This is a genomic window from Streptomyces tsukubensis, assembly GCF_003932715.1.
Taxonomy (GTDB): Bacteria; Actinomycetota; Actinomycetes; order Streptomycetales; family Streptomycetaceae; genus Streptomyces; species Streptomyces tsukubensis.
Genome location: NZ_CP020700.1, coordinates 4,864,081 through 4,886,448 on the forward strand (window position 1 = coordinate 4,864,081; position 22,368 = coordinate 4,886,448).

27 protein-coding genes are annotated in these 22,368 nt (G+C 70.3%); 20 read left to right on the forward strand and 7 right to left on the reverse strand.

All coding sequences use genetic code 11. The features are described 5' to 3' along the window. Positions 1-371 precede the first annotated feature (371 nt). The 3 genes from B7R87_RS20015 to B7R87_RS20025 all read right to left on the reverse strand — a co-directional run bounded on the left by B7R87_RS20015 (position 372) and on the right by B7R87_RS20025 (position 1,682). Positions 372-596 carry a hypothetical protein gene (locus B7R87_RS20015; protein ID WP_130584907.1) on the reverse strand — a complete coding sequence of 75 codons (225 nt, stop codon included), beginning with the start codon at positions 594-596 and terminating at the stop codon, positions 372-374. Then, the gene (locus B7R87_RS20020) at positions 593-1,237 is read right to left on the reverse strand and encodes a hypothetical protein (RefSeq protein WP_130584906.1); all 645 of its coding nucleotides are present in this window, start codon (positions 1,235-1,237) and stop codon (positions 593-595) included. Before B7R87_RS20020 ends, B7R87_RS20015 begins: the two co-directional genes overlap by 4 nt. 136 nt (positions 1,238-1,373) lie before the next feature. Next, the gene (locus B7R87_RS20025; protein ID WP_078902181.1) at positions 1,374-1,682 is read right to left on the reverse strand and encodes a WhiB family transcriptional regulator; all 309 of its coding nucleotides are present in this window, start codon (positions 1,680-1,682) and stop codon (positions 1,374-1,376) included. A 194-nt stretch (positions 1,683-1,876) separates the two neighbouring features. Between B7R87_RS20025 and B7R87_RS20030 the strand changes: the two genes are divergently transcribed. The 6 genes from B7R87_RS20030 to tuf all read left to right on the forward strand — a co-directional run bounded on the left by B7R87_RS20030 (position 1,877) and on the right by tuf (position 8,646). After that, positions 1,877-2,320: a helix-turn-helix domain-containing protein gene (locus tag B7R87_RS20030; protein ID WP_006347242.1), complete on the forward strand. Its 444-nt coding sequence runs from the start codon at positions 1,877-1,879 to the stop codon at positions 2,318-2,320. A gap of 852 nt (positions 2,321-3,172) precedes the next feature. Continuing rightward, positions 3,173-3,919: a hypothetical protein gene (locus tag B7R87_RS20035; protein WP_130584905.1), complete on the forward strand. Its 747-nt coding sequence runs from the start codon at positions 3,173-3,175 to the stop codon at positions 3,917-3,919. 371 nt (positions 3,920-4,290) lie between these two features. Then, positions 4,291-4,662: a 30S ribosomal protein S12 gene (gene rpsL / locus B7R87_RS20040; RefSeq protein ID WP_003948652.1), complete on the forward strand. Its 372-nt coding sequence runs from the start codon at positions 4,291-4,293 to the stop codon at positions 4,660-4,662. Between the two features lie 2 nt (positions 4,663-4,664). Next, entirely contained in the window at positions 4,665-5,135 is a 471-nt protein-coding gene (rpsG, locus tag B7R87_RS20045; protein WP_006347241.1) for a 30S ribosomal protein S7, read from the forward strand. A 38-nt stretch (positions 5,136-5,173) separates the two neighbouring features. Beyond that, on the forward strand, positions 5,174-7,300 hold the full coding sequence (fusA, locus tag B7R87_RS20050) for an elongation factor G (protein ID WP_006347240.1): 2,127 nt from the start codon (positions 5,174-5,176) through the stop codon (positions 7,298-7,300). A 152-nt stretch (positions 7,301-7,452) separates the two neighbouring features. Further along, a complete protein-coding gene (gene tuf / locus B7R87_RS20055) occupies positions 7,453-8,646 on the forward strand; it encodes an elongation factor Tu (RefSeq protein ID WP_006347239.1) in 1,194 nt (397 codons plus the stop codon). 213 nt (positions 8,647-8,859) lie between these two features. Here tuf and B7R87_RS20060 read toward each other — a convergent pair whose 3' ends face one another. The 4 genes from B7R87_RS20060 to B7R87_RS20075 form a co-directional block, all read right to left on the reverse strand. Further along, positions 8,860-11,055 (reverse strand): PIG-L family deacetylase, encoded by a 2,196-nt coding sequence (locus B7R87_RS20060; protein ID WP_078902180.1) that lies wholly within the window; start codon positions 11,053-11,055, stop codon positions 8,860-8,862. A 305-nt stretch (positions 11,056-11,360) separates the two neighbouring features. Beyond that, positions 11,361-12,269, reverse strand: coding sequence for a hypothetical protein (locus tag B7R87_RS20065; protein WP_006347237.1), 909 nt, complete (start codon positions 12,267-12,269; stop codon positions 11,361-11,363). A 53-nt stretch (positions 12,270-12,322) separates the two neighbouring features. After that, positions 12,323-13,432: an RNA repair domain-containing protein gene (locus B7R87_RS20070; protein ID WP_006347236.1), complete on the reverse strand. Its 1,110-nt coding sequence runs from the start codon at positions 13,430-13,432 to the stop codon at positions 12,323-12,325. Continuing rightward, positions 13,419-15,122: an RNA ligase family protein gene (locus B7R87_RS20075; RefSeq protein ID WP_130584904.1), complete on the reverse strand. Its 1,704-nt coding sequence runs from the start codon at positions 15,120-15,122 to the stop codon at positions 13,419-13,421. The genes B7R87_RS20070 and B7R87_RS20075 overlap by 14 nt, the downstream gene beginning before the upstream one ends. 591 nt (positions 15,123-15,713) lie before the next feature. Between B7R87_RS20075 and rpsJ the strand changes: the two genes are divergently transcribed. From rpsJ to rplE, 14 genes are all read left to right on the forward strand, one after another. Then, positions 15,714-16,022: a 30S ribosomal protein S10 gene (gene rpsJ, locus B7R87_RS20080; protein ID WP_003948644.1), complete on the forward strand. Its 309-nt coding sequence runs from the start codon at positions 15,714-15,716 to the stop codon at positions 16,020-16,022. 14 nt (positions 16,023-16,036) lie between these two features. Then, the gene (gene rplC, locus B7R87_RS20085) at positions 16,037-16,681 is read left to right on the forward strand and encodes a 50S ribosomal protein L3 (protein ID WP_006347233.1); all 645 of its coding nucleotides are present in this window, start codon (positions 16,037-16,039) and stop codon (positions 16,679-16,681) included. Between the two features lie 6 nt (positions 16,682-16,687). After that, on the forward strand, positions 16,688-17,341 hold the full coding sequence (rplD, locus tag B7R87_RS20090; protein ID WP_006347232.1) for a 50S ribosomal protein L4: 654 nt from the start codon (positions 16,688-16,690) through the stop codon (positions 17,339-17,341). After that, positions 17,341-17,673, forward strand: a complete 333-nt coding sequence (rplW, locus tag B7R87_RS20095) for a 50S ribosomal protein L23 (RefSeq protein ID WP_006347231.1) — start codon at positions 17,341-17,343, stop codon at positions 17,671-17,673. Before rplD ends, rplW begins: the two co-directional genes overlap by 1 nt. A 51-nt stretch (positions 17,674-17,724) precedes the next feature. After that, on the forward strand, positions 17,725-18,561 hold the full coding sequence (gene rplB / locus B7R87_RS20100; protein ID WP_006347230.1) for a 50S ribosomal protein L2: 837 nt from the start codon (positions 17,725-17,727) through the stop codon (positions 18,559-18,561). Positions 18,562-18,573: 12 nt separating this feature from the next. Continuing rightward, positions 18,574-18,855 carry a 30S ribosomal protein S19 gene (gene rpsS, locus B7R87_RS20105; RefSeq protein WP_003948639.1) on the forward strand — a complete coding sequence of 94 codons (282 nt, stop codon included), beginning with the start codon at positions 18,574-18,576 and terminating at the stop codon, positions 18,853-18,855. Positions 18,856-18,906: 51 nt separating this feature from the next. Continuing rightward, the gene (gene rplV, locus B7R87_RS20110) at positions 18,907-19,254 is read left to right on the forward strand and encodes a 50S ribosomal protein L22 (protein ID WP_006347229.1); all 348 of its coding nucleotides are present in this window, start codon (positions 18,907-18,909) and stop codon (positions 19,252-19,254) included. Further along, entirely contained in the window at positions 19,254-20,087 is an 834-nt protein-coding gene (gene rpsC, locus B7R87_RS20115) for a 30S ribosomal protein S3 (RefSeq protein ID WP_130584903.1), read from the forward strand. Before rplV ends, rpsC begins: the two co-directional genes overlap by 1 nt. Before the next feature lie 5 nt (positions 20,088-20,092). Further along, entirely contained in the window at positions 20,093-20,512 is a 420-nt protein-coding gene (gene rplP / locus B7R87_RS20120) for a 50S ribosomal protein L16 (protein WP_006347227.1), read from the forward strand. Next, positions 20,512-20,736, forward strand: coding sequence for a 50S ribosomal protein L29 (gene rpmC / locus B7R87_RS20125; RefSeq protein ID WP_006347226.1), 225 nt, complete (start codon positions 20,512-20,514; stop codon positions 20,734-20,736). The genes rplP and rpmC overlap by 1 nt, the downstream gene beginning before the upstream one ends. Further along, complete coding sequence (gene rpsQ, locus B7R87_RS20130) at positions 20,736-21,014, forward strand: 30S ribosomal protein S17 (protein WP_006347225.1); 279 nt, start codon at positions 20,736-20,738, stop codon at positions 21,012-21,014. Before rpmC ends, rpsQ begins: the two co-directional genes overlap by 1 nt. Positions 21,015-21,112: 98 nt before the next feature. Further along, complete coding sequence (gene rplN / locus B7R87_RS20135; RefSeq protein WP_003956455.1) at positions 21,113-21,481, forward strand: 50S ribosomal protein L14; 369 nt, start codon at positions 21,113-21,115, stop codon at positions 21,479-21,481. A 2-nt stretch (positions 21,482-21,483) separates the two neighbouring features. Then, positions 21,484-21,807 carry a 50S ribosomal protein L24 gene (gene rplX / locus B7R87_RS20140; RefSeq protein ID WP_006347224.1) on the forward strand — a complete coding sequence of 108 codons (324 nt, stop codon included), beginning with the start codon at positions 21,484-21,486 and terminating at the stop codon, positions 21,805-21,807. After that, positions 21,807-22,364 (forward strand): 50S ribosomal protein L5, encoded by a 558-nt coding sequence (rplE, locus tag B7R87_RS20145; RefSeq protein WP_006347223.1) that lies wholly within the window; start codon positions 21,807-21,809, stop codon positions 22,362-22,364. Before rplX ends, rplE begins: the two co-directional genes overlap by 1 nt. Positions 22,365-22,368: the final 4 nt, after the last annotated feature.

Below are 22,368 nucleotides of genomic sequence, written 5' to 3' on the forward strand. Positions count from 1 at the left end.
CCTGTTCGTACGAGCGGGTGCGGTGCGCACGGTGCGCGGGCGGGTGGGCACCGCCGCGTGCCCTGCGCTGTGCGGGCGTGGGTTGCGCCACCGTGCGGGTACGGCGTGCGGGTGGGCGCCACCGCCCGCGTCCGGTGTCCGTTCGGCGTGCGTACGGCCATTCCGGCGGCCCGTCCCGGCGGGAACCGGCGGAGAACGGCGGCGGAGCCGTGCCCGGGAGGGAGATCCGGAGGGATGCGGGCACAGCTCCGCCGCTGCACCCATGGTGATCGACTGCGCGCGAGCGCGCAACCAAATCGTGCGGGCGCGCACAAGAAGAGGCGGCCACCCCGTGGTGGGGTGGCCGCCTCTTTATCCTTCCGGCCGGGCCGTCAGCGGCGTCTGGTGGCGCGTTCCGCCGCGAAGACGTCCTCCAGGCGGTAGAGCCCGGCGCGGCCCCGGCGGCCCGCCGGGGCCAGATGACCCAGCTGGACCCATTTGCGGATGGTCGCCGGAACGACTCCGGCCTCCGCCGCGGCCAGCGCGCCGGTGATCAGCGGCCCCACTGCCGGAGCGCGCCGGCCCGCCGGGCCCCCGGCCCGTACCGCCGCGGTCATCGGCGGGCCCCTTCCGCCGCCGCGTCCATCGCCGCGGAGACCGTCCGCCAGCCCGTGCCCGGCGGGGTTCCGGGCGGTGGGCCGCCGGCCGACTCGTGCCAGGTGTGGCGGTGCGCCGGATCCGTACCGCAGGGGCACTCCTCCGCCCCGCAGCGGCAGCCCGGGTTCACACAGAGCACCGCGCGGCGGTCCGGGAAGGCCCGCAGCGACACCGAATCGCACCAGGGGCAGCGTCCGCCGACCCGGACCACCGGCTCCGGGTCCCCGAGCGCCCGGCCGCACCGGCCGGTCATCCGCCGGGCCTCGTCGCGTACGTGCTCCGCGAGATCGGGGTGGGCATCGAGCTCGTCCAGCAGCGAGGCGATCCGGGCCAGCCGCTGCGGCACCCGGGCATGGCGGGGGCGCCCGAGCCGGAGCCGGTCGTGCACCGCCTCGTCCAGTTCGACGACGCCGTCGGTGATATCGCGTACGGCGTCCGAGACGTGCAGCCGCAGCGGGGCGGACGGCCCGCCGGACGGGCGGCGCCCGGCGCCCGGCACGGTCGGCGGGCGTCTGCCGGGCGCCAGTTCGGTCAGCAGCTCCGGGAACCGGCGGTGGAGCGTCTCGATGTAGACGGCTGCGTCCTGCGTGACCGTGTTCAACGGTGCCTCCTGCTCATGGACTTCGACGGGCGACCCCTCCGGCGGGCCGGCGGGGTGCGTACCGCACGCCCCGCAGGGGATGCCGTGGATGCGTTGACTTCGGGTACGTCTGGGTAAGGAGAAGTGAATGCGCGTTTCACGCCGGCCGCGCCAGTCCGCCGGAAGCGTCGCCTCCCAAGGCAACGTGCGACGGCGCAACATAATGGCCGTGGAGCCGCACCAGCCGTCCGTTGCGCCAGAGGCGCCCGGCGCTGACGCCGTCGAAGTAGCTTTCGGCCGGGGCGACCGACTCTTCGCAGCGCCGGGCGACCGGACAGCGCCGACAGGCTTCCAGCGCAGGTCGGGCCTCTGCTTCCCGGCGCGCGAAGATGATCTGCGGCGGCAGTCCGGCGCAGGCGGCCGCGGTGCGCCACCGCGGCGAGGCAGGCGATTCGGACACGGTCATACGACGCCTCCAGGCGTGCGACGGAAGTGTTGCGACTTCGCACGGTGACATGTTGCGCGTGCGCCCGCAACTAACTTCGGCGTCAGTTGGTCCGTCAGGCCCGGCGGCTTGGGGCGTGGGAGTGCGCAATCACGTAATTCCTTGCGCGCAAGCGCGATAGTCTGAGGGTCGCTTCGGAGGGAGGCGACCCGAATATGACAGCCAGTGGCCTGGAACAGTTCGCCACCTGGATCGAAGACCTCATCCGCCGCCGTGGATACGACATCGACAGCCCGCGCGGCGGAGGCAAATCGCGGCTGGCCGACGAAGCCGGGGTGCACCGCGCCGCGATCACCCGGCTGCTCCAGCGGCAGTCCATGCCGGACCTGGAGACGACCCGCCGCCTCGCCCATGTGCTCGATGTGCCCGTACGGGACATGCTCATCCGCTCGGGCCGGCTCACCGAGGACGATCTTCCGCTTCCGCAGACCCCGGAGGCGGGGGCCGCGGCGGTGCCGGGGGAGCGCCGACTGACGCTGGAGGAGGCTGCCGCGGGGCTGGGCGTGCCCGCCGATCAGCGGGAGATGTTCATCCGGGTGGCGGGCCAGTTCCTGCCCCCCGAACCGGCGCGGCGGCGCGCGCCGATCGCCAAGGACTGAGGCGAGGGCCGGCCCGGGGGCGGGACCCGCTCGGGGGCGGACGCTCGCCGGTACTGGCCGGGCTCTCCGGCCGTGAAGTGACGGCCGACCGCAGCCGGCCGGCTGCCGTCCACTGCCTCCCCGGCCCGGTGCAGGGCCTTGCCGGTACGGGGCCCGTGCGGGCCCGGCGCGTCTCGGGACCGGCCCCGAAGGACTGGGGCGAGGGCCCGCCCAGGGGCCGGGCCCCGCTCCTGGGTGGTCGCTCGCCCGTACCGGCCGGGGCTCCGCCGTGCGGGACCCGCTCGGCCCGGCAGGTCCCCGAGGGCGGCCCGTGTCCCGGGTCGTGTCCGCGAAGCAGCGCCGTCGGGACCTGGGGCTCCCCCGGGGGGCGTGCCGCCGCAAGGCGAGGGGCTCCCCGGTGCCGGGTCGTGTCCGGGTGTACGGAGTACCCCGGCCCGGGGTACTCCGTACTCCGGCTCCACTCTGCCCGCACCCGTCACCGGCCCGCCGTGGGCCGGCGTGCCGCCGCAAGGCGAGGGGCTCTCCGGCGCCGGGTCGTGTCCGGGCGTACGGAGTCCCCGGGCCGGGTCTCCGCGGGCCCGGCCCGGGGCGCCCCGCCCCCTCGCCCCGTACGACCTGCCCGCCTCCACCCGGCCTCCACGGCCGGGCCGCCCGGTGGCGGAAGGCCGGGCTCCGGGGCTTCCCCGTCCGGTCGAAACCGGCTGTCAGTAAGCTGTCACCACCTGTTCCCCCGCATTTACGCAGGCCGGACACCCGTACGACGCGGGACCGGGCACGGGGGCGTCTCCCGGGGCGTTCTCGTCGTACGGCACACGAGCAGGCGGTCAGTGGACGACGGGGGTGGGGGCGGGCATGTCCGAGCGCGAGCGGTCGGCGGGGCGGGCGGCAGCGACCGCGGCATCCGCACCGTCCTCCTCCCGGCTCCCCGGCACCCCGTCCGACGGCGATCTCCCCGGACTGCTCGAACTGGTCGGACACCTGCTGGAAGCCCACTCCCCGGACCGGATAGCCGTGCTGCTGCGCGAGGAGCTCGACCGCAGGGAGGTCGAGGCGTACGCGATGGGCTGGCGGGACGCCGCCGCCGAGTACGCCCCCGCCCTGGAGGAGGCGCTCGCCGCGGCCGCCACGCGCCCGCTGAGGCTCGTCGACCGCACCCCGGGACAGGCCGCCGTCATCCCCTTCCCCCAGGACTTCCAGAGCCCGTCGGGGCGCAGCACCGGACACGGGGGACACGGGGGGCACGGGGGACCCGTTGATACGGGGGAGGGCCGGGCCGCGGAACGGGAGCGCGCCGGGGGGCGGACGCCCCGGGCGCACCGGTCCCGTACCGGGGTGCCGGACGGAGACGGCGAGGAGGCCGGGGACACCGGGCAGGCCGGGCAGGCCAGGCGCGGCGGGGAAGCGGAGGGCGGGCCCGAGGGGGGCGCGGCCGCGCAGCCCCGCCCCCAGCCCGGCTTCGCCGCGAAGAGCCGCAAATCGAAGGTTCCGACCATTCCCCCGCTCGGGACGGTCCGCCGCCCGCCGCGGGAACCCGAACCGCCCGCCGAAACGCCCCCCGGGGACCCTCCCGCCGGTGATCCGGACCACCCCGGGCCCTGAGGGCCGTCCCGTACGGTGGTGGTCCCGGCCCTTCCGGGCCCTCCGGCTTCCCGGGCCCGGCCCCGGCCCCGGCCCCGTACCACCCGGCGATCGGCCCGGAGGGGGAGTTCCGCGGCGTCCCGCGAGGTCCGGACCGCGTGGGCATTTGTTTTGACCCAGGTCCGTGCGATAGGTACGCTCAGACCTTGTGCCTGGGGTGTGCCTGGGCTCCTGTGCGTGTCCTCAACCGCATGCGAGCCCCTAGAACGGCCACCGCAATCTGCGCCCTCTCCGCTCTGCGGAGGAGCCCCGCAGCTTCGACACACCCGACCGCGTGGGTCGGTGACGTTCCAGGTTAGTTTCACGATCGGCACACAGAAACCGGAGAAGTAGTGCCTACGATCCAGCAGTTGGTCCGCAAGGGCCGGCAGGACAAGGTCGAGAAGAACAAGACGCCCGCACTGGAGGGTTCGCCCCAGCGCCGCGGCGTCTGCACGCGTGTGTTCACGACCACCCCGAAGAAGCCGAACTCGGCGCTCCGTAAGGTCGCGCGTGTGCGTCTGACCTCTGGCATCGAGGTCACGGCCTACATCCCGGGTGAGGGACACAACCTGCAGGAGCACTCCATCGTGCTCGTGCGTGGTGGCCGTGTGAAGGACCTGCCGGGTGTTCGCTACAAGATCATCCGCGGTTCTCTCGACACCCAGGGTGTCAAGAACCGCAAGCAGGCCCGCAGCCGCTACGGCGCCAAGAAGGAGAAGTAAGAATGCCTCGTAAGGGCCCCGCCCCGAAGCGCCCGGTCATCATCGACCCGGTCTACGGCTCTCCTCTGGTGACGTCGCTCATCAACAAGATCCTGCTGAACGGCAAGCGCTCCACCGCCGAGCGGATCGTCTACGGCGCCATGGAGGGTCTCCGCGAGAAGACCGGCGCCGACCCGGTCATCACGCTGAAGCGTGCGCTGGAGAACGTCAAGCCGTCCCTTGAGGTCAAGTCCCGCCGTGTCGGTGGTGCGACCTACCAGGTGCCGATTGAGGTCAAGCCCGGCCGCGCCTCCACCCTCGCGCTGCGCTGGGTCGTGGGTTACTCCCGCGCCCGCCGCGAGAAGACCATGACCGAGCGCCTCATGAACGAGCTGCTGGACGCCTCGAACGGCCTCGGCGCTTCGGTCAAGAAGCGTGAGGACACGCACAAGATGGCCGAGTCCAACAAGGCCTTCGCGCACTACCGCTGGTAGTCGCTACCCCCATCGAGACCGAGAGAAGACTGAGCCATATGGCCACCACTTCGCTTGACCTGGCCAAGGTCCGCAATATTGGGATCATGGCCCACATCGACGCGGGCAAGACGACGACCACCGAGCGCATCCTGTTTTACACCGGTGTGAGCTACAAGATCGGTGAGGTCCACGACGGCGCTGCCACGATGGACTGGATGGAGCAGGAGCAGGAGCGCGGCATCACCATCACGTCCGCCGCGACGACCTGCCACTGGCCGCTCGAAGACGTCGATCACACGATCAACATCATCGACACCCCGGGCCACGTCGACTTCACCGTCGAGGTGGAGCGTTCGCTCCGCGTCCTCGACGGCGCCGTGACCGTCTTCGACGGTGTCGCCGGTGTCGAGCCGCAGTCCGAGACCGTCTGGCGTCAGGCGGACCGCTACGGCGTGCCGCGTATCTGCTTCGTCAACAAGCTCGACCGCACCGGTGCCGAGTTCCACCGCTGCGTCGACATGATCAGCGACCGCCTGGGCGCGACGCCGATCGTGATGCAGCTCCCGATCGGTGCCGAGGCCGACTTCAAGGGCGTCGTCGACCTGGTCACCATGAAGGCGTTCGTCTGGTCCGCCGAGGCGACCAAGGGCGAGATGTACGACATCGTCGACATCCCGGCCACCCACACCGAGGCTGCCGAGGAGTACCGCGGCAAGCTTCTGGAGACCGTGGCCGAGAACGACGACGAGCTGATGGAGCTGTACCTGAACGGCGAAGAGCCGTCGGTGGAGCAGCTCTACGCGGCGATCCGTCGTATCACCATCGCCTCCGGCAAGTCGAAGGACACCACGGTCACCCCGGTGTTCTGCGGCACCGCGTTCAAGAACAAGGGCGTCCAGCCCCTGCTCGACGCGGTCGTGCGCTACCTCCCCTCCCCCCTGGACGTCGAGGCCATCGAGGGCCACGACGTGAAGGACGCGGAGCTGGTCGTCAAGCGCAAGCCGTCCGACGACGAGCCGCTGTCGGCGCTGGCGTTCAAGATCATGAGCGACCCGCACCTCGGCAAGCTCACGTTCGTGCGCGTCTACTCCGGCCGTCTGGAGTCCGGCACCGCCGTGCTGAACTCCGTGAAGGGCCGCAAGGAGCGCATCGGCAAGATCTACCGTATGCACGCCAACAAGCGTGAGGAGATCGAGTCGGTGGGCGCCGGCGACATCGTCGCCGTCATGGGCCTGAAGCAGACCACCACCGGTGAGACGCTCGCGGACGAGAAGAACCCGGTGATCCTGGAGTCCATGGACTTCCCGGCGCCGGTCATCGAGGTCGCGATCGAGCCCAAGTCCAAGGGTGACCAGGAGAAGCTGGGTGTTGCCATCCAGCGTCTCGCGGAGGAGGACCCCTCCTTCCAGGTCCACACCAACGAGGAGACCGGCCAGACCGTCATCGGCGGTATGGGCGAGCTTCACCTCGAAGTGCTGGTCGACCGCATGCGCCGCGAGTTCAAGGTCGAGGCCAACGTCGGCAAGCCGCAGGTCGCGTACCGCGAGACGATCCGCAAGGCCGTCGAGCGCGTGGACTACACCCACAAGAAGCAGACCGGTGGTACCGGTCAGTTCGCCAAGGTGCAGATCGCGATCGAGCCGATCGAGGGCGGCGACGCCTCGTACGAGTTCGTGAACAAGGTCACCGGTGGCCGCATCCCCAAGGAGTACATCCCCTCGGTGGACGCGGGTGCGCAGGAGGCCATGCAGTTCGGCATCCTGGCGGGCTACGAGATGACGGGTGTTCGCATCACCCTTCTCGACGGCGCCTACCACGAGGTCGACTCCTCCGAGCTCGCCTTCAAGATCGCCGGTTCGCAGGCCTTCAAGGAGGCCGCGCGCAAGGCAAGCCCCGTGCTTCTTGAGCCGATGATGGCCGTCGAGGTCACCACGCCCGAGGACTACATGGGCGATGTCATCGGTGACATCAACTCCCGCCGTGGCCAGATCCAGGCCATGGAGGAGCGGGCCGGTGCCCGGGTCGTCAAGGGCCTGGTGCCGCTCTCGGAGATGTTCGGCTACGTCGGCGACCTCCGCAGCAAGACGTCGGGTCGCGCGAGCTACTCGATGCAGTTCGACTCCTACGCCGAGGTTCCCCGGAACGTCGCCGAGGAGATCATCGCGAAGGCCAAGGGCGAGTAACTCACCCGAGTTCACGCTTTAGGCTTGTTCCCGGAGCTCTTGGGGCATTTCCTGCCGGATCGGCGGGAAGTGCCCCGGGCCCCGGTATCCCAGCAAAGATCACCTGGCGCCGATGAGTAAGGCGTACAGAACCACTCCACAGGAGGACCCCAGTGGCGAAGGCGAAGTTCGAGCGGACTAAGCCGCACGTCAACATCGGCACCATCGGTCACATCGACCACGGTAAGACGACCCTTACGGCCGCCATTACCAAGGTGCTGCACGACAAGTACCCGGACCTGAACGAGGCCTCGGCCTTCGACCAGATCGACAAGGCGCCCGAAGAGCGTCAGCGCGGTATCACCATCTCCATCGCGCACGTCGAGTACCAGACGGAGTCGCGTCACTACGCGCACGTCGACTGCCCGGGTCACGCGGACTACATCAAGAACATGATCACCGGTGCGGCGCAGATGGACGGCGCCATCCTCGTGGTCGCCGCCACCGACGGCCCGATGCCGCAGACCAAGGAGCACGTGCTCCTGGCCCGCCAGGTCGGCGTTCCGTACATCGTCGTTGCCCTGAACAAGGCCGACATGGTGGACGACGAGGAGATCCTGGAGCTCGTCGAGCTTGAGGTTCGTGAGCTCCTCTCCGAGTACGAGTTCCCGGGCGACGACCTGCCGGTCGTCAAGGTCTCGGCGCTCAAGGCGCTTGAGGGCGACAAGGAGTGGGGCGAGTCCGTCCTCAACCTGATGGCCGCCGTCGACGAGGCGATCCCGCAGCCCGAGCGTGACGTCGACAAGCCGTTCCTGATGCCGATCGAGGACGTCTTCACGATCACCGGTCGTGGCACCGTCGTCACCGGTCGTATCGAGCGTGGTGTCCTCAAGGTCAACGAGACCGTCGACATCGTCGGCATCAAGACCGAGAAGACCACCACCACGGTCACCGGCATCGAGATGTTCCGCAAGCTGCTCGACGAGGGCCAGGCCGGTGAGAACGTCGGTCTGCTCCTCCGTGGCATCAAGCGCGAGGACGTCGAGCGCGGCCAGGTCATCATCAAGCCCGGTTCGGTCACGCCGCACACCGAGTTCGAGGCCCAGGCCTACATCCTGTCGAAGGACGAGGGTGGCCGTCACACCCCGTTCTTCAACAACTACCGCCCGCAGTTCTACTTCCGTACCACGGACGTGACCGGCGTCGTGACCCTCCCCGAGGGCACCGAGATGGTCATGCCGGGCGACAACACCACCATGACCGTCGAGCTGATCCAGCCCGTCGCCATGGAGGAGGGCCTCAAGTTCGCCATCCGTGAGGGTGGCCGGACCGTCGGCGCCGGCCAGGTCATCAAGATCACGAAGTAAGTGATCCGACCTGGTAGCTCCTGATACGAGCTCCATAGGAGAGGCCCCGCACCGAAAGGTGCGGGGCCTCTTCGCTGTGCGGCGGGCGGTGGGGTTTCCGGGCCGGGGCTGCCCGGCCGGAGCGGGCGGGGTGCCTTCGGCGCGGGATGTGCGCGTACGGTACGGGCGGGCCCGGCGCCGCGCCCGGGACCCGCCCTCCGCTCGGGCTTCGCCTCAGCGGGCTCTGACGGGGACCGTCGCCGTGCCCACCGGGCGCATCACCCAGGGCTGGGCCGCCGCGTCCATCCCGACCGCCGCCACCGACGAGCCCGCCACGACCAGGCACGGGGAGTCGAGGGAGCCCGGCCGCCGGACCCCGCCGGCCCGGCCGACGAGCTGGACCCGTCCCGTACGGTCCCGTCCCACCAGGACCGGGGCTCCCGCGACCGATACGGCGCCCACGGGCCCGTACCCGTCCATACCGGCCGTCGTCCGCACCGGGGCGGCCGCCGGGGCTCCGGCCTCGTCGTGCCCGGCGTCCTCGGCCCCGCCAGGCCCGTCGAGGGTCACGGAGATCAGCCGGGCGGAGGCGGGCCTGCGGTAGTACAGCTCGACCCGGCCCGCGGGCAGCGGTACGGCGGTCACCTCGTCGCCCGGCGTCGGCAGCGCACCGCCGCTCCCGGCCCGGAAGGTGACCGGAGCGCCGGGCTCGTCCTGCGTCCAGTGGTGCACCCCGCGCCGGGCCGCGGCGAAGACGTGCACCCGGCCCTTGCTGTCCGCGATCGCCGACAGACCGTCCTGGACGTCCGATCCGCCGAGGTCGTGCCAGCCGCCCCAGGAGCCGTCGGCCGCCCGGATCCGGCTGCTGATCCCCTTGTCCGCGTTCCGTACGAACAGATGTACCCGCCCGTCGCCCCCGGTCACCGCCACCGGAATGCCGATGCGACGGCTCCGGTCGTCGGTGTGCTCCGGATTGCCGAGCCCGTTCCAGGCGCGGAAACCGCCGCCGCGCACGGTCTGCTCCAGCAGGACGATCTCCCGCCGGTTCTCCGCGCCCCGGCCCCCGATCGCCGCGAACCGCAGCCCGAACAGCAGCAGCCGCCCGTCGGGGAGGGCGGTCTGCCCGAGTACGGGCGCCAGCGGACCCCCGCCGAGGTCGGTGGGCTCGGTCCACCGCCGGCTGCCCGGCGCCGTCTCGCGCCAGCGCACCGCGCGCAGCCCGAGGACGCCGTACGCCGTGAGCCGCCCGTCCTTCTCGGCGACCGCGACCGGGCGCGGGCCCGGATAGCGGTGGTGGGTGGAGCGGACCCAGCCCTTCTTGTTGCGCAGCGGCCGTACGCCGCCGACGGCGTAGTCGCCGCAGCCGGACGGATTCCCGCACGCCCACTCCGGGTCGCCGCCGTACGGGACGAGGTGGGACGCCTTGGTCTTCAGCACCTGCGGCGGCAGGTTCTTCGGCCAGTGCCGGTTGTAGTAGCCGCGGAAGGACGTCGCCACGAAGCCGGGCACCCGGCCGCCGTCGCCGGTCGCGTCCCGCACCCAGCGGATCATCGCCGCCCAGCTGAAGCAGGCGGTGGCGGTGTGGTCGCCGTGGTCGGAGTAGCCGGGCTGCTCCGAATCCTTCTTACGGGTCCGCTCGTCGCTGTGCTGGATGTCCGGGTCCGGGTCCAGGGTCTGGACGACCGTCGGCCGGTACTGCTCCATCAGCCCGACGAGGACGTCGATCAGCCCGTCGTAGGTGTACGGGGAGCTGCGGCGCAGCGGCGAGTCCGCGGGCACCACGCTCTGCACGCCGATCCCGCCGCGGTCCTTCCACAGCCCGGGCAGCGCGTTGCGGCGCCGCCGGGTGTGCATCGGCAGATTGAGGAAGATCAGCTCGACGCGGCGGTCGCCGTTGGTGAGGGTGTTGATCTCGGCCTGCCGGTCGCCGCGCAGCGCGGCCACGCCCTTGGTCCACGGGGTGAACTTGTCGAGTCCGAGCAGGGTGGCGTACGCCTGCCGCAGGCCCTGGTGGCGGGCGGAGGCGTAGGCGGGGCGGTCGGGGACGGGCGGGGCGGCGGAGCCCGGTATCAGGTTCCGTCCGTTGTGCTCGCCCGCGGTGACGTACACGCAGACCAGCGGCACACCCGCGTCCAGCATCTGCTGGGTGTCCGGGTTCATGAAGTACAGGTCGTCGTCGGGGTGGGCGAGGATCTGCATCAGCTGGGCCCGGCGGCTGCCCGCTATGGGCATCCCGGGCGCGGGGTCCGCGGTCGGTACGGAGGTCCGGCCCGGCGGCATCGAACAGCCCGCGGCACCCGCCCCGATCCCGATGAGCACCGACAGGGCGGCGACCACCGTACGGCGCCGGGGGCGACGCGCCCCGCCGTCCCCGCCCGGGTCCGGGGCGTCACCGGGACGCACCGGGGCAGGGGTGATTGCTGCGTGCATGTTGTTCTGCTCCGTCCGCTCCCCGGCAGCGGGCAGGCTGCCCCCGTGGGCGTGCTGAATACCGTTCCGGTGATGTGTTCGATCTGGCGAAAGGGCTGGTCGGACCGCTCCCGCGATCATCTAGACGGATAATCGTGAGTTGAGGTTGCCCCTGCTCGCGGCAATCCGCGACTTTTGCTGCGCCGGGGGTGTCATGGGGTGTACGGCCCCGGCGGAAGGCCCTCGCACACTCCCCCGCACACTCCCCCGCACACGACAACGCCGCACCGGCCCGGAGCCGGTGCGGCGCTGTGATGCAGAGGGGGTCAGTCCTGGGGCTCGTACTCCTCGATGAACAGCTCCTCGGCGCTGGTGACCGTGAGCACCCGGTCCCACCAGACGTCGAGCACATCCAGGTCGGAGCAGTCGGCGATCCGCTCGCGGTGGTCGTCGGCGACGGGGAGGCCGCGCTTCTCCAGCACGCTGAGGATCAGCCGGGACCGCTCTTCCGCCTGACCCGCGGCGACGCCCTTCAGGAACGACTTCTCCAGCATGGTTCCCCGGCCGGGGAAGTACGTGCCTACGGCCATCAGATTCCTCCAGTGAGCTCCGGCCGGGGTGTCCCCCAGGCCGATTTCCAGCAGTTCGGTGAAGTAGTCACCGGATTCGCCGTCGGCGGCGGCGGATCCGAGCGCGGAGGCCAGCGCCTCCAGTATGGCGTTGGACTCCGGGTGGGTGGTATGGGTCATCGCGGAGAGGGTGGCGAGCGCGAGGTGCTTTCTCGCCTCCTGCGCGCTGGTGATCACCGGCAGGTTCTCCGGGCCGAGGACCATGGGGCGGGTGCTGAGCGCGGTCCACCCCTCCACCCCGGTGGTGAAGGGCCCGGCGGCCCACCGTGCCGTGGCCCGGTCCCGGCAGACGACCAGCAGCAGGGCCGGCATCCGGTGCTTGGCCGCGAGGTAGGCGAGGTAGTACGTCCAGCTCGCGGCCTTCTCCGGATCGCGCCGGCTCTGTGCCTCGACGGCCAGCAGAAAACGCTCGCCGTCGGAGGACTCGACCCGCAGCAGACTGTCGACCCGGCGTTCGAGCGGCCGGATCTCGGTGACATCGCCCGTGAGCACCTCGACGGAGGTTTTCTCGGGCAGGGGGACGCTCAGGGCCCGGAAGACCGGGGCGAGCAGTTCGGGTCGCTCCTGGAAGATCCGGTGTGCGGCCTCGTGGGAGGAAGTGACCATGGCGGGGACGCTAGGGCCGACCGGATCGTATATTCATGTCAATCACTGCATCTTCATGCGAACGGGTGATCGCTGGCCGCACGGTTGACGGAGCCGTCGGCAGTGGACCACGGGGACTCCAGCGACGCCAGGACGCCGAAGTGGTCCGAGGGGTACAGACCGTCGGAGTCCGGGACGGTGCCGGTCAGCACCGCACGGACGGTCCGGTGGCGGCCCCGCAGGAGGACGCGGTCGATCCGGCCCGGCAGCCCGGTCAGCGAGCCGACGGCCGCCAGCGGATTGACCCGCGGGTCGAAGGTCGGAGCATCCGGGTCGCCCCCGTCACGAGCCCGGGCCTCCGGCCAGGCGTCGCGCATCGCCAAGGCGTCGGCGGGCAGCGCGGTGACGTCGTTGAAGTCGCCCGCCAGGACCACATCGCCCGGGACGGCCGCGAGCGCCTCGGAGACCGCGCCCAGCTCCGCGCGCCGCCGGGCCGCGGCACCGGGGGAGTGGTCGCTGGTCAGATGGGTGGTGGCGACGGTCACCGGGCCGTCCGCGGTCTCCACGACCATCGCGAGCAGGGCCTTGTGCGTGCCCAGGACGTGCCGGGCGGTCTCGTACACCGGCAGCCGGCTCAGCAGCGCCAGCCCGTACGCGGAAGCCTCCCGGCACCCCGGCGCGATCGCCCAGCCGCCGTCCCGCAGCAGGTCGTACAGCGGCCGTTCCACCTCCTGGAGCGCGATCACATCCGCATCGGCGGCCCGCAGGGCGGCCACGAGCAGGGGGCGGCGGCGGGCGGTGGCGATGCGCTCGGCGTCGTACCGTTCCCACAGGGTGTTCCAGGTCAGCACCCGCAGCCCGGAACGGGCCACAGGCACCGCGGCGGGCGATCCGGTGACCGTGACGGGCTCGAACAGCGGCGGCAGCAGCCGCCGCGGCACCCGGGCCCGCCCGGCGTCCGTCCCGTCCAGCAGGTCCGCGCCGCTCGCCCGGTCCCAGACGCGTTCCCCGTCGGCCTCGAAGTACAGGATCCGGTGCCAGGGGACGTCCCCGCCGGGTACGAAGGAGGTCAGCGGGGTCCGCTTCGGCCCGGTGCCGCGCTGGGCGATCCCGACGACGAAGCGTGCCGGGTCGAAACGGGTGTCCCACCGGAGCCGGTGGTAGATGTGCTCACTGGTCCGCATCCGCGCCCCCGGGTCCGTAGCCGTCGGTGTCCTCGACCGTGCCCGTCGCGCCGATGTACCGGGTCCGGTGGGCCTCACCGGGGTACGGGGGTGTGAACCGGCGCAGTTGGCGCTCCAGCACCGCGGGCGGGACCGGATGCTCCCGGACCCCGTTCCGCCGGACCAGCTCCGTGCCGTCGACGAGGACGACCGCATGGGTGATCAGCGCACTCCGCCGGGTCGCGACGGCGTGCACCGGGGCCCGCTGCCGCCGGTCCAGGGACGTCGCGTCCCAGACCACGGTGCCGCCCTCCGCGAGGGCCCGGTCCAGCCGGTCGAGCCCGCGCCGCAGGATCGCGCCGTTCGACCGCTGGTCGGTCCGGGAGCCGGCCTCCTCGCGCAGTGCGTCCAGGGAGATCCGCCGGTCGGCGCGGACCGTCCGGGCGTAGGTGCTCTTGCCGCTCCCGGACGGGCCCACCAGCTGGACCAGCTCGGGGAAGCGGCCGTCGCGCCGGCGCCAGGTCGCCGCCTCCGCGTCCCAGGCGCCCGAGATCCGGCCGTCGGCGTACGCCTCCCGGGCCTCCGCGCGGCAGCGGTCACCGGCCCCGGGCGGCAGTCCGTCGAAACGCCACGACTCCCACGGCGCGGGCGTTTCGAACAGCCCGGCGTCCTCCGCGTACAGCGCCGACCAGGCGGTCTGCTCCCGGGCCTCCTCGGTCGGTGCCAGGGCGGCGGCGACCGTATGCAGGACGCGGGGGTCCGCCGCGTACGCCATCCGGATCAGACCGCCGCGGCGCTCCCCGTCCGGGAACGGGCGATACAGCCTCGGGAAGAGCCCCACCAGATCGGCCGTGCGGCGGGCGGTACGCATGCCCACCGCCGGGGCCAGCCGCCCGGCCAGCCCGCCGCGCGGCCGGGCGTGCAGCAGCAGCCCGAGGGCGGCGGTGAGCCGTTCCTCCCCGAGCAGCCCGAGCCCTTCCGCGGCGGCGGGATCACCGAGCGGGTACGGGGGCTCGGCCCCGAGGCCCGCGGCCGCCGCCAGCTCCGCCGCCCCCACGGCGGCCCCGGAGCGGACGTCCCACAGCGCCGCCCCCGGGGACCGGCCGTTCGGGACGACGGCGGAGTGCATCCAGTGGCGGCCGGTCCTGACATGCCGGGGCCGCACCCATTTGGCGACCCGGGTGCCGAAGTCCGCGGTGCCGAAGCCGTCGGCGGTACGGACCACGTAGCCCTCCTGCCGCCGGGTGTCGATCCGCAGCCCGCGCAGCGCCCGCTCGTCGTACACGCCGCGCCACAGGACGGGCGGTACGGGGATCCCGAGGCCGCGCAGGAAGGCGGCCGTCCGGTCCCACGGCAGACAGCGGCCGCGGTCGTCCCAGACGGAGAAGCCGTAGAAGTAGCCGTCGAGGGCGTCGTACGCGAGGGAGTGCCGGGCGTACACGTTCTCGCCGCAGATCCGCCACCCCGCCGGAATCGCCCCGCCCACCCGCCCCTGGAGGGCCTTCGCCCAGGTCCGGGAGGGATGGTGGCCCGAGTCGAGGGAACGGGCGTGGAGTCCGTCCGCGTACAGCGTGGTGTTCTCGCCGTCGAGCTTCTCGGTGACGACGATCTCCCGCCCGGCGAACGCGGCCGGACCGGTGATCCGTACATCGTCCGGGGTCGCCCCGGGTGACCAGGGCAGATGCGGGGTCCGTGGATAGTGCGTACGCATGAGGAGCCCCCCGGCCGGTGATCAGGAGCCGCCCACTGTAGAAACGGGGGCCGCCGCTCCACGAGCGAATTAGCCCCTGTCCGCTCTCCACCGGTCCGGCCGGCCCTTCGGGCCCTCGGCGGAGGCGTGGATTCCGGGAGTCTTCGGGGCTCGCCCGGGTGCGCCGAGGTTTGACAAGGGAAGCCCCCGGGGTACGCTTTCCGGCTCGATTGGCCAGGTCGCCGACCCGTGTGGCAGACTGTCCGGGTTGCTCGGTTGAGTGCCGATGCTGCGCGCCTCCCGCCGGGAGGACCGGAAGCGAGTCCCACAGTACTCGTCGTCCCAACTGCCCCGAAGGCCGTCAGGCCCCAGGGCAGCGCTGGGACGGACGTACGGGAATCTTCCGGGAAGTGTCAGCGGGGTACCGACCAGGCACCCGGTGGGTGGTTCTCCCCCGGCGCGCGGGCCAGGCCCGCACCCCCTTGGTTGGGATGTCCTGCGGACATCTGCGTAGAGGGAGTGCGACACGCCCGACCGCGTGGGTCGGAGAGAACCGCATCAGCCCTCCGGGTTCCAGAGCGTTTACACAAGAGACAGGACTACTGAGTAGCCATGGCGGGACAGAAGATCCGCATTCGGCTCAAGGCCTACGACCACGAAGTCATCGACTCCTCGGCGAAGAAGATCGTCGAGACGGTGACGCGTACTGGTGCGTCGGTCGCGGGCCCGGTGCCGCTGCCCACTGAGAAGAACGTGTACTGCGTCATCAAGTCGCCGCACAAGTACAAGGACTCGCGCGAGCACTTCGAGATGCGTACGCACAAGCGCCTGATCGACATCCTCGACCCGACGCCCAAGACCGTTGACTCGCTGATGCGCCTGGACCTTCCGGCCGGCGTTGACATCGAGATCAAGCTCTGAGAGGCGCGGAAGAGATGGCAAAGCAGATCAAGGGCGTCCTGGGCGAGAAGCTCGGCATGACCCAGGTCTGGGACGACAACAACCGTGTCGTCCCGGTGACCGTCGTCAAGGCCGGGCCGTGTGTCGTGACCCAGGTCCGTACCAATGACCGCGACGGCTACGAGTCGGTCCAGATCGCCTTCGGCGAGATCGACCCGCGCAAGGTGAACAAGCCCCTCAAGGGCCACTTCGCCAAGGCCGACGTGACCCCCCGCCGCCACCTGGTGGAGCTCCGTACCTCCGACGCCGCCGAGTACACGCTCGGCCAGGAGATCACGGCCGAGGTCTTCGAGTCCGGCGTCAAGGTCGACGTCACGGGCAAGAGCAAGGGCAAGGGCTTCGCCGGTGTCATGAAGCGTCACAACTTCAAGGGCCTCGGCGCCGGTCACGGCACCCAGCGCAAGCACCGCTCGCCCGGTTCCATCGGTGGCTGCGCCACCCCGGGCCGTGTGTTCAAGGGCCTCCGCATGGCGGGCCGCATGGGCAACGAGCGGGTCACCACCCAGAACCTGACCGTTCACGCCGTTGACGCGGAGAAGGGCCTGCTGCTCATCAAGGGCGCGGTTCCTGGTCCGAACGGCGGCCTCGTCCTGGTCCGCACCGCGGCCAAGGGGGCCTAAGGGACTATGAGCACCATTGACATTCTGTCGCCCGCGGGCGACAAGACCGGGACCGTCGAGCTCCCGGCCGAGATCTTCGACGCCAAGGTCAGCATCCCGCTGATCCACCAGGTCGTCGTTGCGCAGCTCGCCGCTGCCCGCCAGGGCACGCACAAGGTGAAGACGCGTGGCGAGGTCCGTGGTGGTGGCAAGAAGCCGTACCGCCAGAAGGGCACCGGCCGCGCCCGTCAGGGTTCGACCCGCGCCCCGCAGTTCGCCGGCGGTGGCGTCGTCCACGGCCCCGTGCCGCGTGACTACTCGCAGCGGACCCCCAAGAAGATGAAGGCCGCCGCCCTCCGCGGTGCCCTCTCCGACCGGGCCCGCCACTCCCGCATTCACGTCGTCTCCGGCGTGATCGAGGGTGAGATCTCCACCAAGGCCGCCAAGACGCTGTTCGGCAAGATCTCGGAGCGCAAGAACCTGCTCCTGGTCGCCGACCGCTCCGACGAGGCCGCGTGGCTGTCCGCCCGCAACCTGCCCCAGGTGCACATCCTGGAGCCGGGCCAGCTGAACACGTACGACGTGCTCGTCTCCGACGACGTGGTCTTCACTCAGGCCGCTTTCGAGTCCTTCGTGTCCGGGCCCGCCAAGGCCGTCGAGACCGAAGGGAGCGACGCCTGATGTCCGAGAACACCACGGCTGTCGTCACCAGCAAGACCTTCACGGACCCGCGCGACCTCCTGGTCAAGCCGGTTGTCTCCGAGAAGAGCTACGCGCTGCTGGACGAGAACAAGTACACGTTCGTCGTCGACCCGCGCGCCAACAAGACCCAGATCAAGCAGGCCGTCGAGGCGGTCTTCTCGGTCAAGGTCACCGGGGTCAACACGATCAACCGCCAGGGCAAGCGCAAGCGCACCCGCACCGGTTTCGGCAAGCGCGCCAACACGAAGCGCGCCATCGTGACCCTCGCCGAGGGCGACCGTATCGACATCTTCGGCGGTCCGACCTCCTGACGGAGGTTGGAGCGTCTGGATAGTCCGGATTCTTCCGAGGACTGAGAGACAATGGGTATCCGCAAGTACAAGCCGACGACCCCGGGCCGTCGTGGCTCCAGCGTCGCCGACTTCGTCGAGATCACGCGGTCCACGCCGGAGAAGTCGCTGGTCCGCCCCCTGCACAGCAAGGGCGGCCGTAACAACACCGGTCGTGTGACCGTCCGCCACCAGGGCGGTGGCCACAAGCGCGCCTACCGAGTGATCGACTTCCGTCGTCACGACAAGGACGGCGTGCCGGCGAAGGTCGCGCACATCGAGTACGACCCGAACCGCACCGCGCGCATCGCGCTGCTCCACTACGCGGACGGCGAGAAGCGCTACATCATCGCCCCCCGTGGCCTGAACCAGGGCGACCGGATCGAGAACGGTCCGGGCGCCGACATCAAGCCCGGCAACAACCTGGCGCTGCGCAACATCCCGGTCGGTACGACCATCCACGCCATCGAGCTGCGGCCCGGCGGCGGTGCGAAGTTCGCCCGTTCCGCGGGTGCCTCCGTGCAGCTGCTGGCGAAGGAGGGCCCGATGGCCCACCTGCGCATGCCGTCCGGTGAAATCCGCCTGGTCGACGTCCGCTGCCGCGCCACGATCGGCGAGGTCGGCAACGCCGAGCAGTCGAACATCAACTGGGGCAAGGCCGGCCGTATGCGCTGGAAGGGCGTCCGCCCGACCGTCCGCGGTGTCGCGATGAACCCGGTTGACCACCCGCACGGTGGTGGTGAGGGCAAGACCTCCGGTGGACGCCACCCGGTCAGCCCGTGGGGTCAGAAGGAGGGTCGTACTCGTTCTCCCAAGAAGGCGAGCAACAAGTACATCGTCCGCCGCCGCAAGACGAACAAGAAGCGCTAGGAGCGGGTTTAGATGCCGCGCAGTCTCAAGAAGGGGCCCTTCGTCGACGACCACCTGATCAAGAAGGTGGACGTCCAGAACGAAGCAGGCACCAAGAACGTCATCAAGACCTGGTCCCGTCGCTCGATGATCGTCCCGGCCATGCTGGGCCACACGATCGCGGTGCACAACGGCAAGACCCACATCCCGGTGTTCGTCACCGAGTCGATGGTCGGCCACAAGCTCGGCGAGTTCTCGCCGACGCGCACCTTCCGCGGCCACGTCAAGGACGACCGGAAGTCGAAGCGCCGCTAACGCGGGGTGTGAACGACTATGACGAACGTGTCAGACACTGAAGGGACAACCATGGAAGCCAGGGCCCAGGCGCGGTACATCCGCGTCACGCCCATGAAGGCCCGCCGCGTGGTGGACCTCATCCGTGGCATGGACGCCACGGAGGCTCAGGCGGTCCTGCGTTTCGCCCCGCAGGCCGCGAGCGAGCCCGTCGGCAAGGTGCTGGACAGCGCCATCGCCAACGCCGCGCACAACTACGACCACCCCGACGCCTCTTCGCTGTTCATCAGCGAGGCGTACGTGGACGAAGGCCCGACCCTGAAGCGGTTCCGTCCGCGCGCCCAGGGCCGCGCCTACCGGATCCGTAAGCGGACCAGCCACATCACCGTGGTCGTCAGCAGCAAGGAAGGAACCCGGTAATGGGCCAGAAGGTTAACCCGCATGGGTTCCGGCTCGGCATCACCACGGACTTCAAGTCCCGCTGGTACGCCGACAAGCTGTACAAGGACTACGTCAAGGAAGACGTCGCCATCCGCCGGATGATGACGTCCGGCATGGAGCGCGCCGGCATCTCCAAGGTCGAGATCGAGCGCACCCGTGACCGTGTGCGGGTGGACATCCACACCGCACGTCCGGGCATCGTCATCGGCCGCCGCGGCGCCGAGGCCGACCGCATCCGCGGCGACCTGGAGAAGCTCACCGGCAAGCAGGTGCAGCTGAACATCCTTGAGGTCAAGAACCCCGAGGTGGACGCGCAGCTCGTGGCCCAGGCCGTGGCCGAGCAGCTCTCCTCCCGTGTGTCCTTCCGCCGCGCCATGCGGAAGAGCATGCAGTCCGCCATGAAGGCGGGCGCCAAGGGCATCAAGATCCAGTGCGGTGGCCGCCTCGGCGGCGCCGAGATGTCCCGCTCGGAGTTCTACCGCGAGGGCCGTGTGCCGCTGCACACGCTCCGTGCGAACGTCGAGTACGGCTTCTTCGAGGCCAAGACCACCTTCGGCCGTATCGGCGTGAAGGTCTGGATCTACAAGGGCGACGTCAAGAACATCGCCGAGGTCCGCGCCGAGAACGCCGCTGCCCGCGCCGGCAACCGCCCGGCTCGTGGCGGCGCCGACCGCCCGGCCGGCCGTGGTGGCCGTGGTGGCGAGCGTGGCGGCCGCGGCCGCAAGCCGCAGCAGAACGCCGCTGCCGAGGCCCCCAAGGCCGACGCCGCTGCCGCTGCTCCGGCTGCTGAGAGCACCGGAACGGAGGCCTGACCGCCATGCTGATCCCCCGTAGGGTCAAGCACCGCAAGCAGCACCACCCGAAGCGCAGCGGTATGTCCAAGGGTGGTACGACGGTTGCGTTCGGCGAGTACGGCATCCAGGCCCTCACGCCGGCGTACGTGACCAACCGCCAGATCGAGGCGGCTCGTATCGCGATGACCCGCCACATCAAGCGTGGCGGCAAGGTCTGGATCAACATCTACCCGGACCGCCCGCTGACGAAGAAGCCCGCCGAGACCCGCATGGGTTCCGGTAAGGGTTCCCCCGAGTGGTGGATCGCGAACGTCAAGCCCGGACGGGTGATGTTCGAGCTGTCCTACCCGAACGAGAAGATTGCTCGTGAGGCGCTTACCCGCGCTGCTCACAAGCTTCCGATGAAGTGCCGCATCGTTCGGCGCGAGGCAGGTGAGGCGTGATGTCGGCCGGAACCAAGGCGTCCGAGCTGCGCGAGCTGGGCAACGAGGAGCTGGTGAACAAGCTCCGCGAGGCCAAGGAAGAGCTGTTCAACCTCCGCTTCCAGGCGGCGACGGGTCAGCTTGAGAACCACGGTCGGCTGAAGGCCGTCCGAAAGGACATCGCGCGGATCTACACCCTGATGCGCGAGCGTGAGCTGGGCATCGAAACGGTGGAGAGCGCCTGATGAGCGAGAACAACGTGACTGAGAACGAGCGCAACGCGCGGAAGACCCGTGAGGGTCTGGTCGTCAGCGACAAGATGGACAAGACCGTCGTCGTCGCCGTCGAGGACCGCGTCAAGCACGCTCTGTACGGCAAGGTCATCCGCCGTACGAACAAGCTCAAGGCCCACGACGAGCAGAACGCTGCCGGCGTCGGCGACCGCGTCCTCCTGATGGAGACCCGGAAGCTGTCCGCCACCAAGCACTGGCGCGTCGTCGAGATCCTCGAAAAGGCCAAGTAATCGCCCGAGGGCTTTCCCTCGGGTCAGTTCCGCCAGGCTCCGGGGGCCGCTCTGAACAGCGGCCCCCGGGGAACCGGCAGACAAACAGGAGATAAGACGTGATCCAGCAGGAGTCGCGGCTGCGTGTCGCCGACAACACTGGTGCCAAGGAGATCCTTTGCATCCGTGTTCTCGGTGGTTCGGGCCGCCGCTACGCGGGCATCGGTGACGTCATCGTCGCCACCGTCAAGGACGCGATCCCCGGTGGCAACGTGAAGAAGGGTGACGTCGTCAAGGCGGTCATCGTTCGCACCGTCAAGGAGCGCCGCCGCCAGGACGGCTCGTACATCCGCTTCGACGAGAACGCCGCCGTCATTCTGAAGAACGACGGCGACCCTCGCGGCACCCGTATCTTCGGCCCGGTGGGCCGTGAGCTGCGCGAGAAGAAGTTCATGAAGATCATCTCGCTCGCGCCGGAGGTGCTGTAAGCATGAAGATCAAGAAGGGCGACCTGGTCCAGGTCATCACCGGTAAGGACAAGGGCAAGCAGGGCAAGGTCATCGCGGCCTTCCCCCGCGAGGACCGTGTTCTGGTCGAGGGTGTCAACCGGGTCAAGAAGCACACCAAGGCGAACCAGCCCGGCCGCGCTTCGCAGGCCGGCGGGATCGTGACGACCGAGGCCCCCGTCCACGTGAGCAACGTTCAGCTCGTCGTGGAGAAGGACGGCAAGAAGGTCGTGACCCGCGTCGGTTACCGCTTCGACGACGAGGGCAACAAGATCCGCGTTGCCAAGCGGACGGGTGAGGACATCTGATGGCTACCACCACCACTCCGCGTCTCAAGACGAAGTACCGCGAGGAAATCAAGGGCAAGCTGCTTGAGGAGTTCTCGTACGAGAACGTCATGCAGGTTCCCGGCCTCGTCAAGATCGTGGTCAACATGGGTGTGGGCGACGCCGCCCGCGACTCCAAGCTGATCGACGGTGCCGTCAAGGACCTCACCACGATCACGGGCCAGAAGCCGGCCGTGACCAAGGCCCGGAAGTCCATCGCGCAGTTCAAGCTGCGCGAGGGTCAGCCGATCGGTGCCCACGTCACGCTCCGTGGCGACCGCATGTGGGAGTTCCTGGACCGCACCCTGTCGCTGGCGCTGCCGCGCATCCGCGACTTCCGTGGCCTGTCGCCGAAGCAGTTCGACGGCCGCGGCAACTACACCTTCGGTCTCACGGAGCAGGTCATGTTCCACGAGATCGACCAGGACAAGATCGACCGCGTCCGGGGTATGGACATCACCGTGGTCACCACGGCGACCAACGACGACGAGGGCCGCGCCCTCCTTCGTCACCTCGGCTTCCCCTTCAAGGAGGCGTGAGCGA

Bases quoted from the DNA above. Each gene is read 5' to 3' on its own strand.
- B7R87_RS20015 (WP_130584907.1), bottom strand. From the start codon at position 596: ATGACCGCGGCGGTACGGGCCGGGGGCCCGGCGGGCCGGCGCGCTCCG.
- B7R87_RS20025 (WP_078902181.1), bottom strand. From the start codon at position 1,682: ATGACCGTGTCCGAATCGCCTGCCTCGCCGCGGTGGCGCACCGCGGCC.
- B7R87_RS20030 (WP_006347242.1), top strand. From the start codon at position 1,877: ATGACAGCCAGTGGCCTGGAACAGTTCGCCACCTGGATCGAAGACCTC.
- B7R87_RS20035 (WP_130584905.1), top strand. From the start codon at position 3,173: ATGTCCGAGCGCGAGCGGTCGGCGGGGCGGGCGGCAGCGACCGCGGCA.
- rpsG (WP_006347241.1), top strand. From the start codon at position 4,665: ATGCCTCGTAAGGGCCCCGCCCCGAAGCGCCCGGTCATCATCGACCCG.
- fusA (WP_006347240.1), top strand. From the start codon at position 5,174: ATGGCCACCACTTCGCTTGACCTGGCCAAGGTCCGCAATATTGGGATC.
- B7R87_RS20060 (WP_078902180.1), bottom strand. From the start codon at position 11,055: ATGCACGCAGCAATCACCCCTGCCCCGGTGCGTCCCGGTGACGCCCCG.
- B7R87_RS20065 (WP_006347237.1), bottom strand. From the start codon at position 12,269: ATGGTCACTTCCTCCCACGAGGCCGCACACCGGATCTTCCAGGAGCGA.
- B7R87_RS20070 (WP_006347236.1), bottom strand. From the start codon at position 13,432: ATGCGGACCAGTGAGCACATCTACCACCGGCTCCGGTGGGACACCCGT.
- B7R87_RS20075 (WP_130584904.1), bottom strand. From the start codon at position 15,122: ATGCGTACGCACTATCCACGGACCCCGCATCTGCCCTGGTCACCCGGG.
- rpsJ (WP_003948644.1), top strand. From the start codon at position 15,714: ATGGCGGGACAGAAGATCCGCATTCGGCTCAAGGCCTACGACCACGAA.
- rplC (WP_006347233.1), top strand. From the start codon at position 16,037: ATGGCAAAGCAGATCAAGGGCGTCCTGGGCGAGAAGCTCGGCATGACC.
- rplD (WP_006347232.1), top strand. From the start codon at position 16,688: ATGAGCACCATTGACATTCTGTCGCCCGCGGGCGACAAGACCGGGACC.
- rplW (WP_006347231.1), top strand. From the start codon at position 17,341: ATGTCCGAGAACACCACGGCTGTCGTCACCAGCAAGACCTTCACGGAC.
- rplB (WP_006347230.1), top strand. From the start codon at position 17,725: ATGGGTATCCGCAAGTACAAGCCGACGACCCCGGGCCGTCGTGGCTCC.
- rpsS (WP_003948639.1), top strand. From the start codon at position 18,574: ATGCCGCGCAGTCTCAAGAAGGGGCCCTTCGTCGACGACCACCTGATC.
- rplV (WP_006347229.1), top strand. From the start codon at position 18,907: ATGGAAGCCAGGGCCCAGGCGCGGTACATCCGCGTCACGCCCATGAAG.
- rpsC (WP_130584903.1), top strand. From the start codon at position 19,254: ATGGGCCAGAAGGTTAACCCGCATGGGTTCCGGCTCGGCATCACCACG.
- rplP (WP_006347227.1), top strand. From the start codon at position 20,093: ATGCTGATCCCCCGTAGGGTCAAGCACCGCAAGCAGCACCACCCGAAG.
- rpmC (WP_006347226.1), top strand. From the start codon at position 20,512: ATGTCGGCCGGAACCAAGGCGTCCGAGCTGCGCGAGCTGGGCAACGAG.
- rpsQ (WP_006347225.1), top strand. From the start codon at position 20,736: ATGAGCGAGAACAACGTGACTGAGAACGAGCGCAACGCGCGGAAGACC.
- rplX (WP_006347224.1), top strand. From the start codon at position 21,484: ATGAAGATCAAGAAGGGCGACCTGGTCCAGGTCATCACCGGTAAGGAC.
- rplE (WP_006347223.1), top strand. From the start codon at position 21,807: ATGGCTACCACCACCACTCCGCGTCTCAAGACGAAGTACCGCGAGGAA.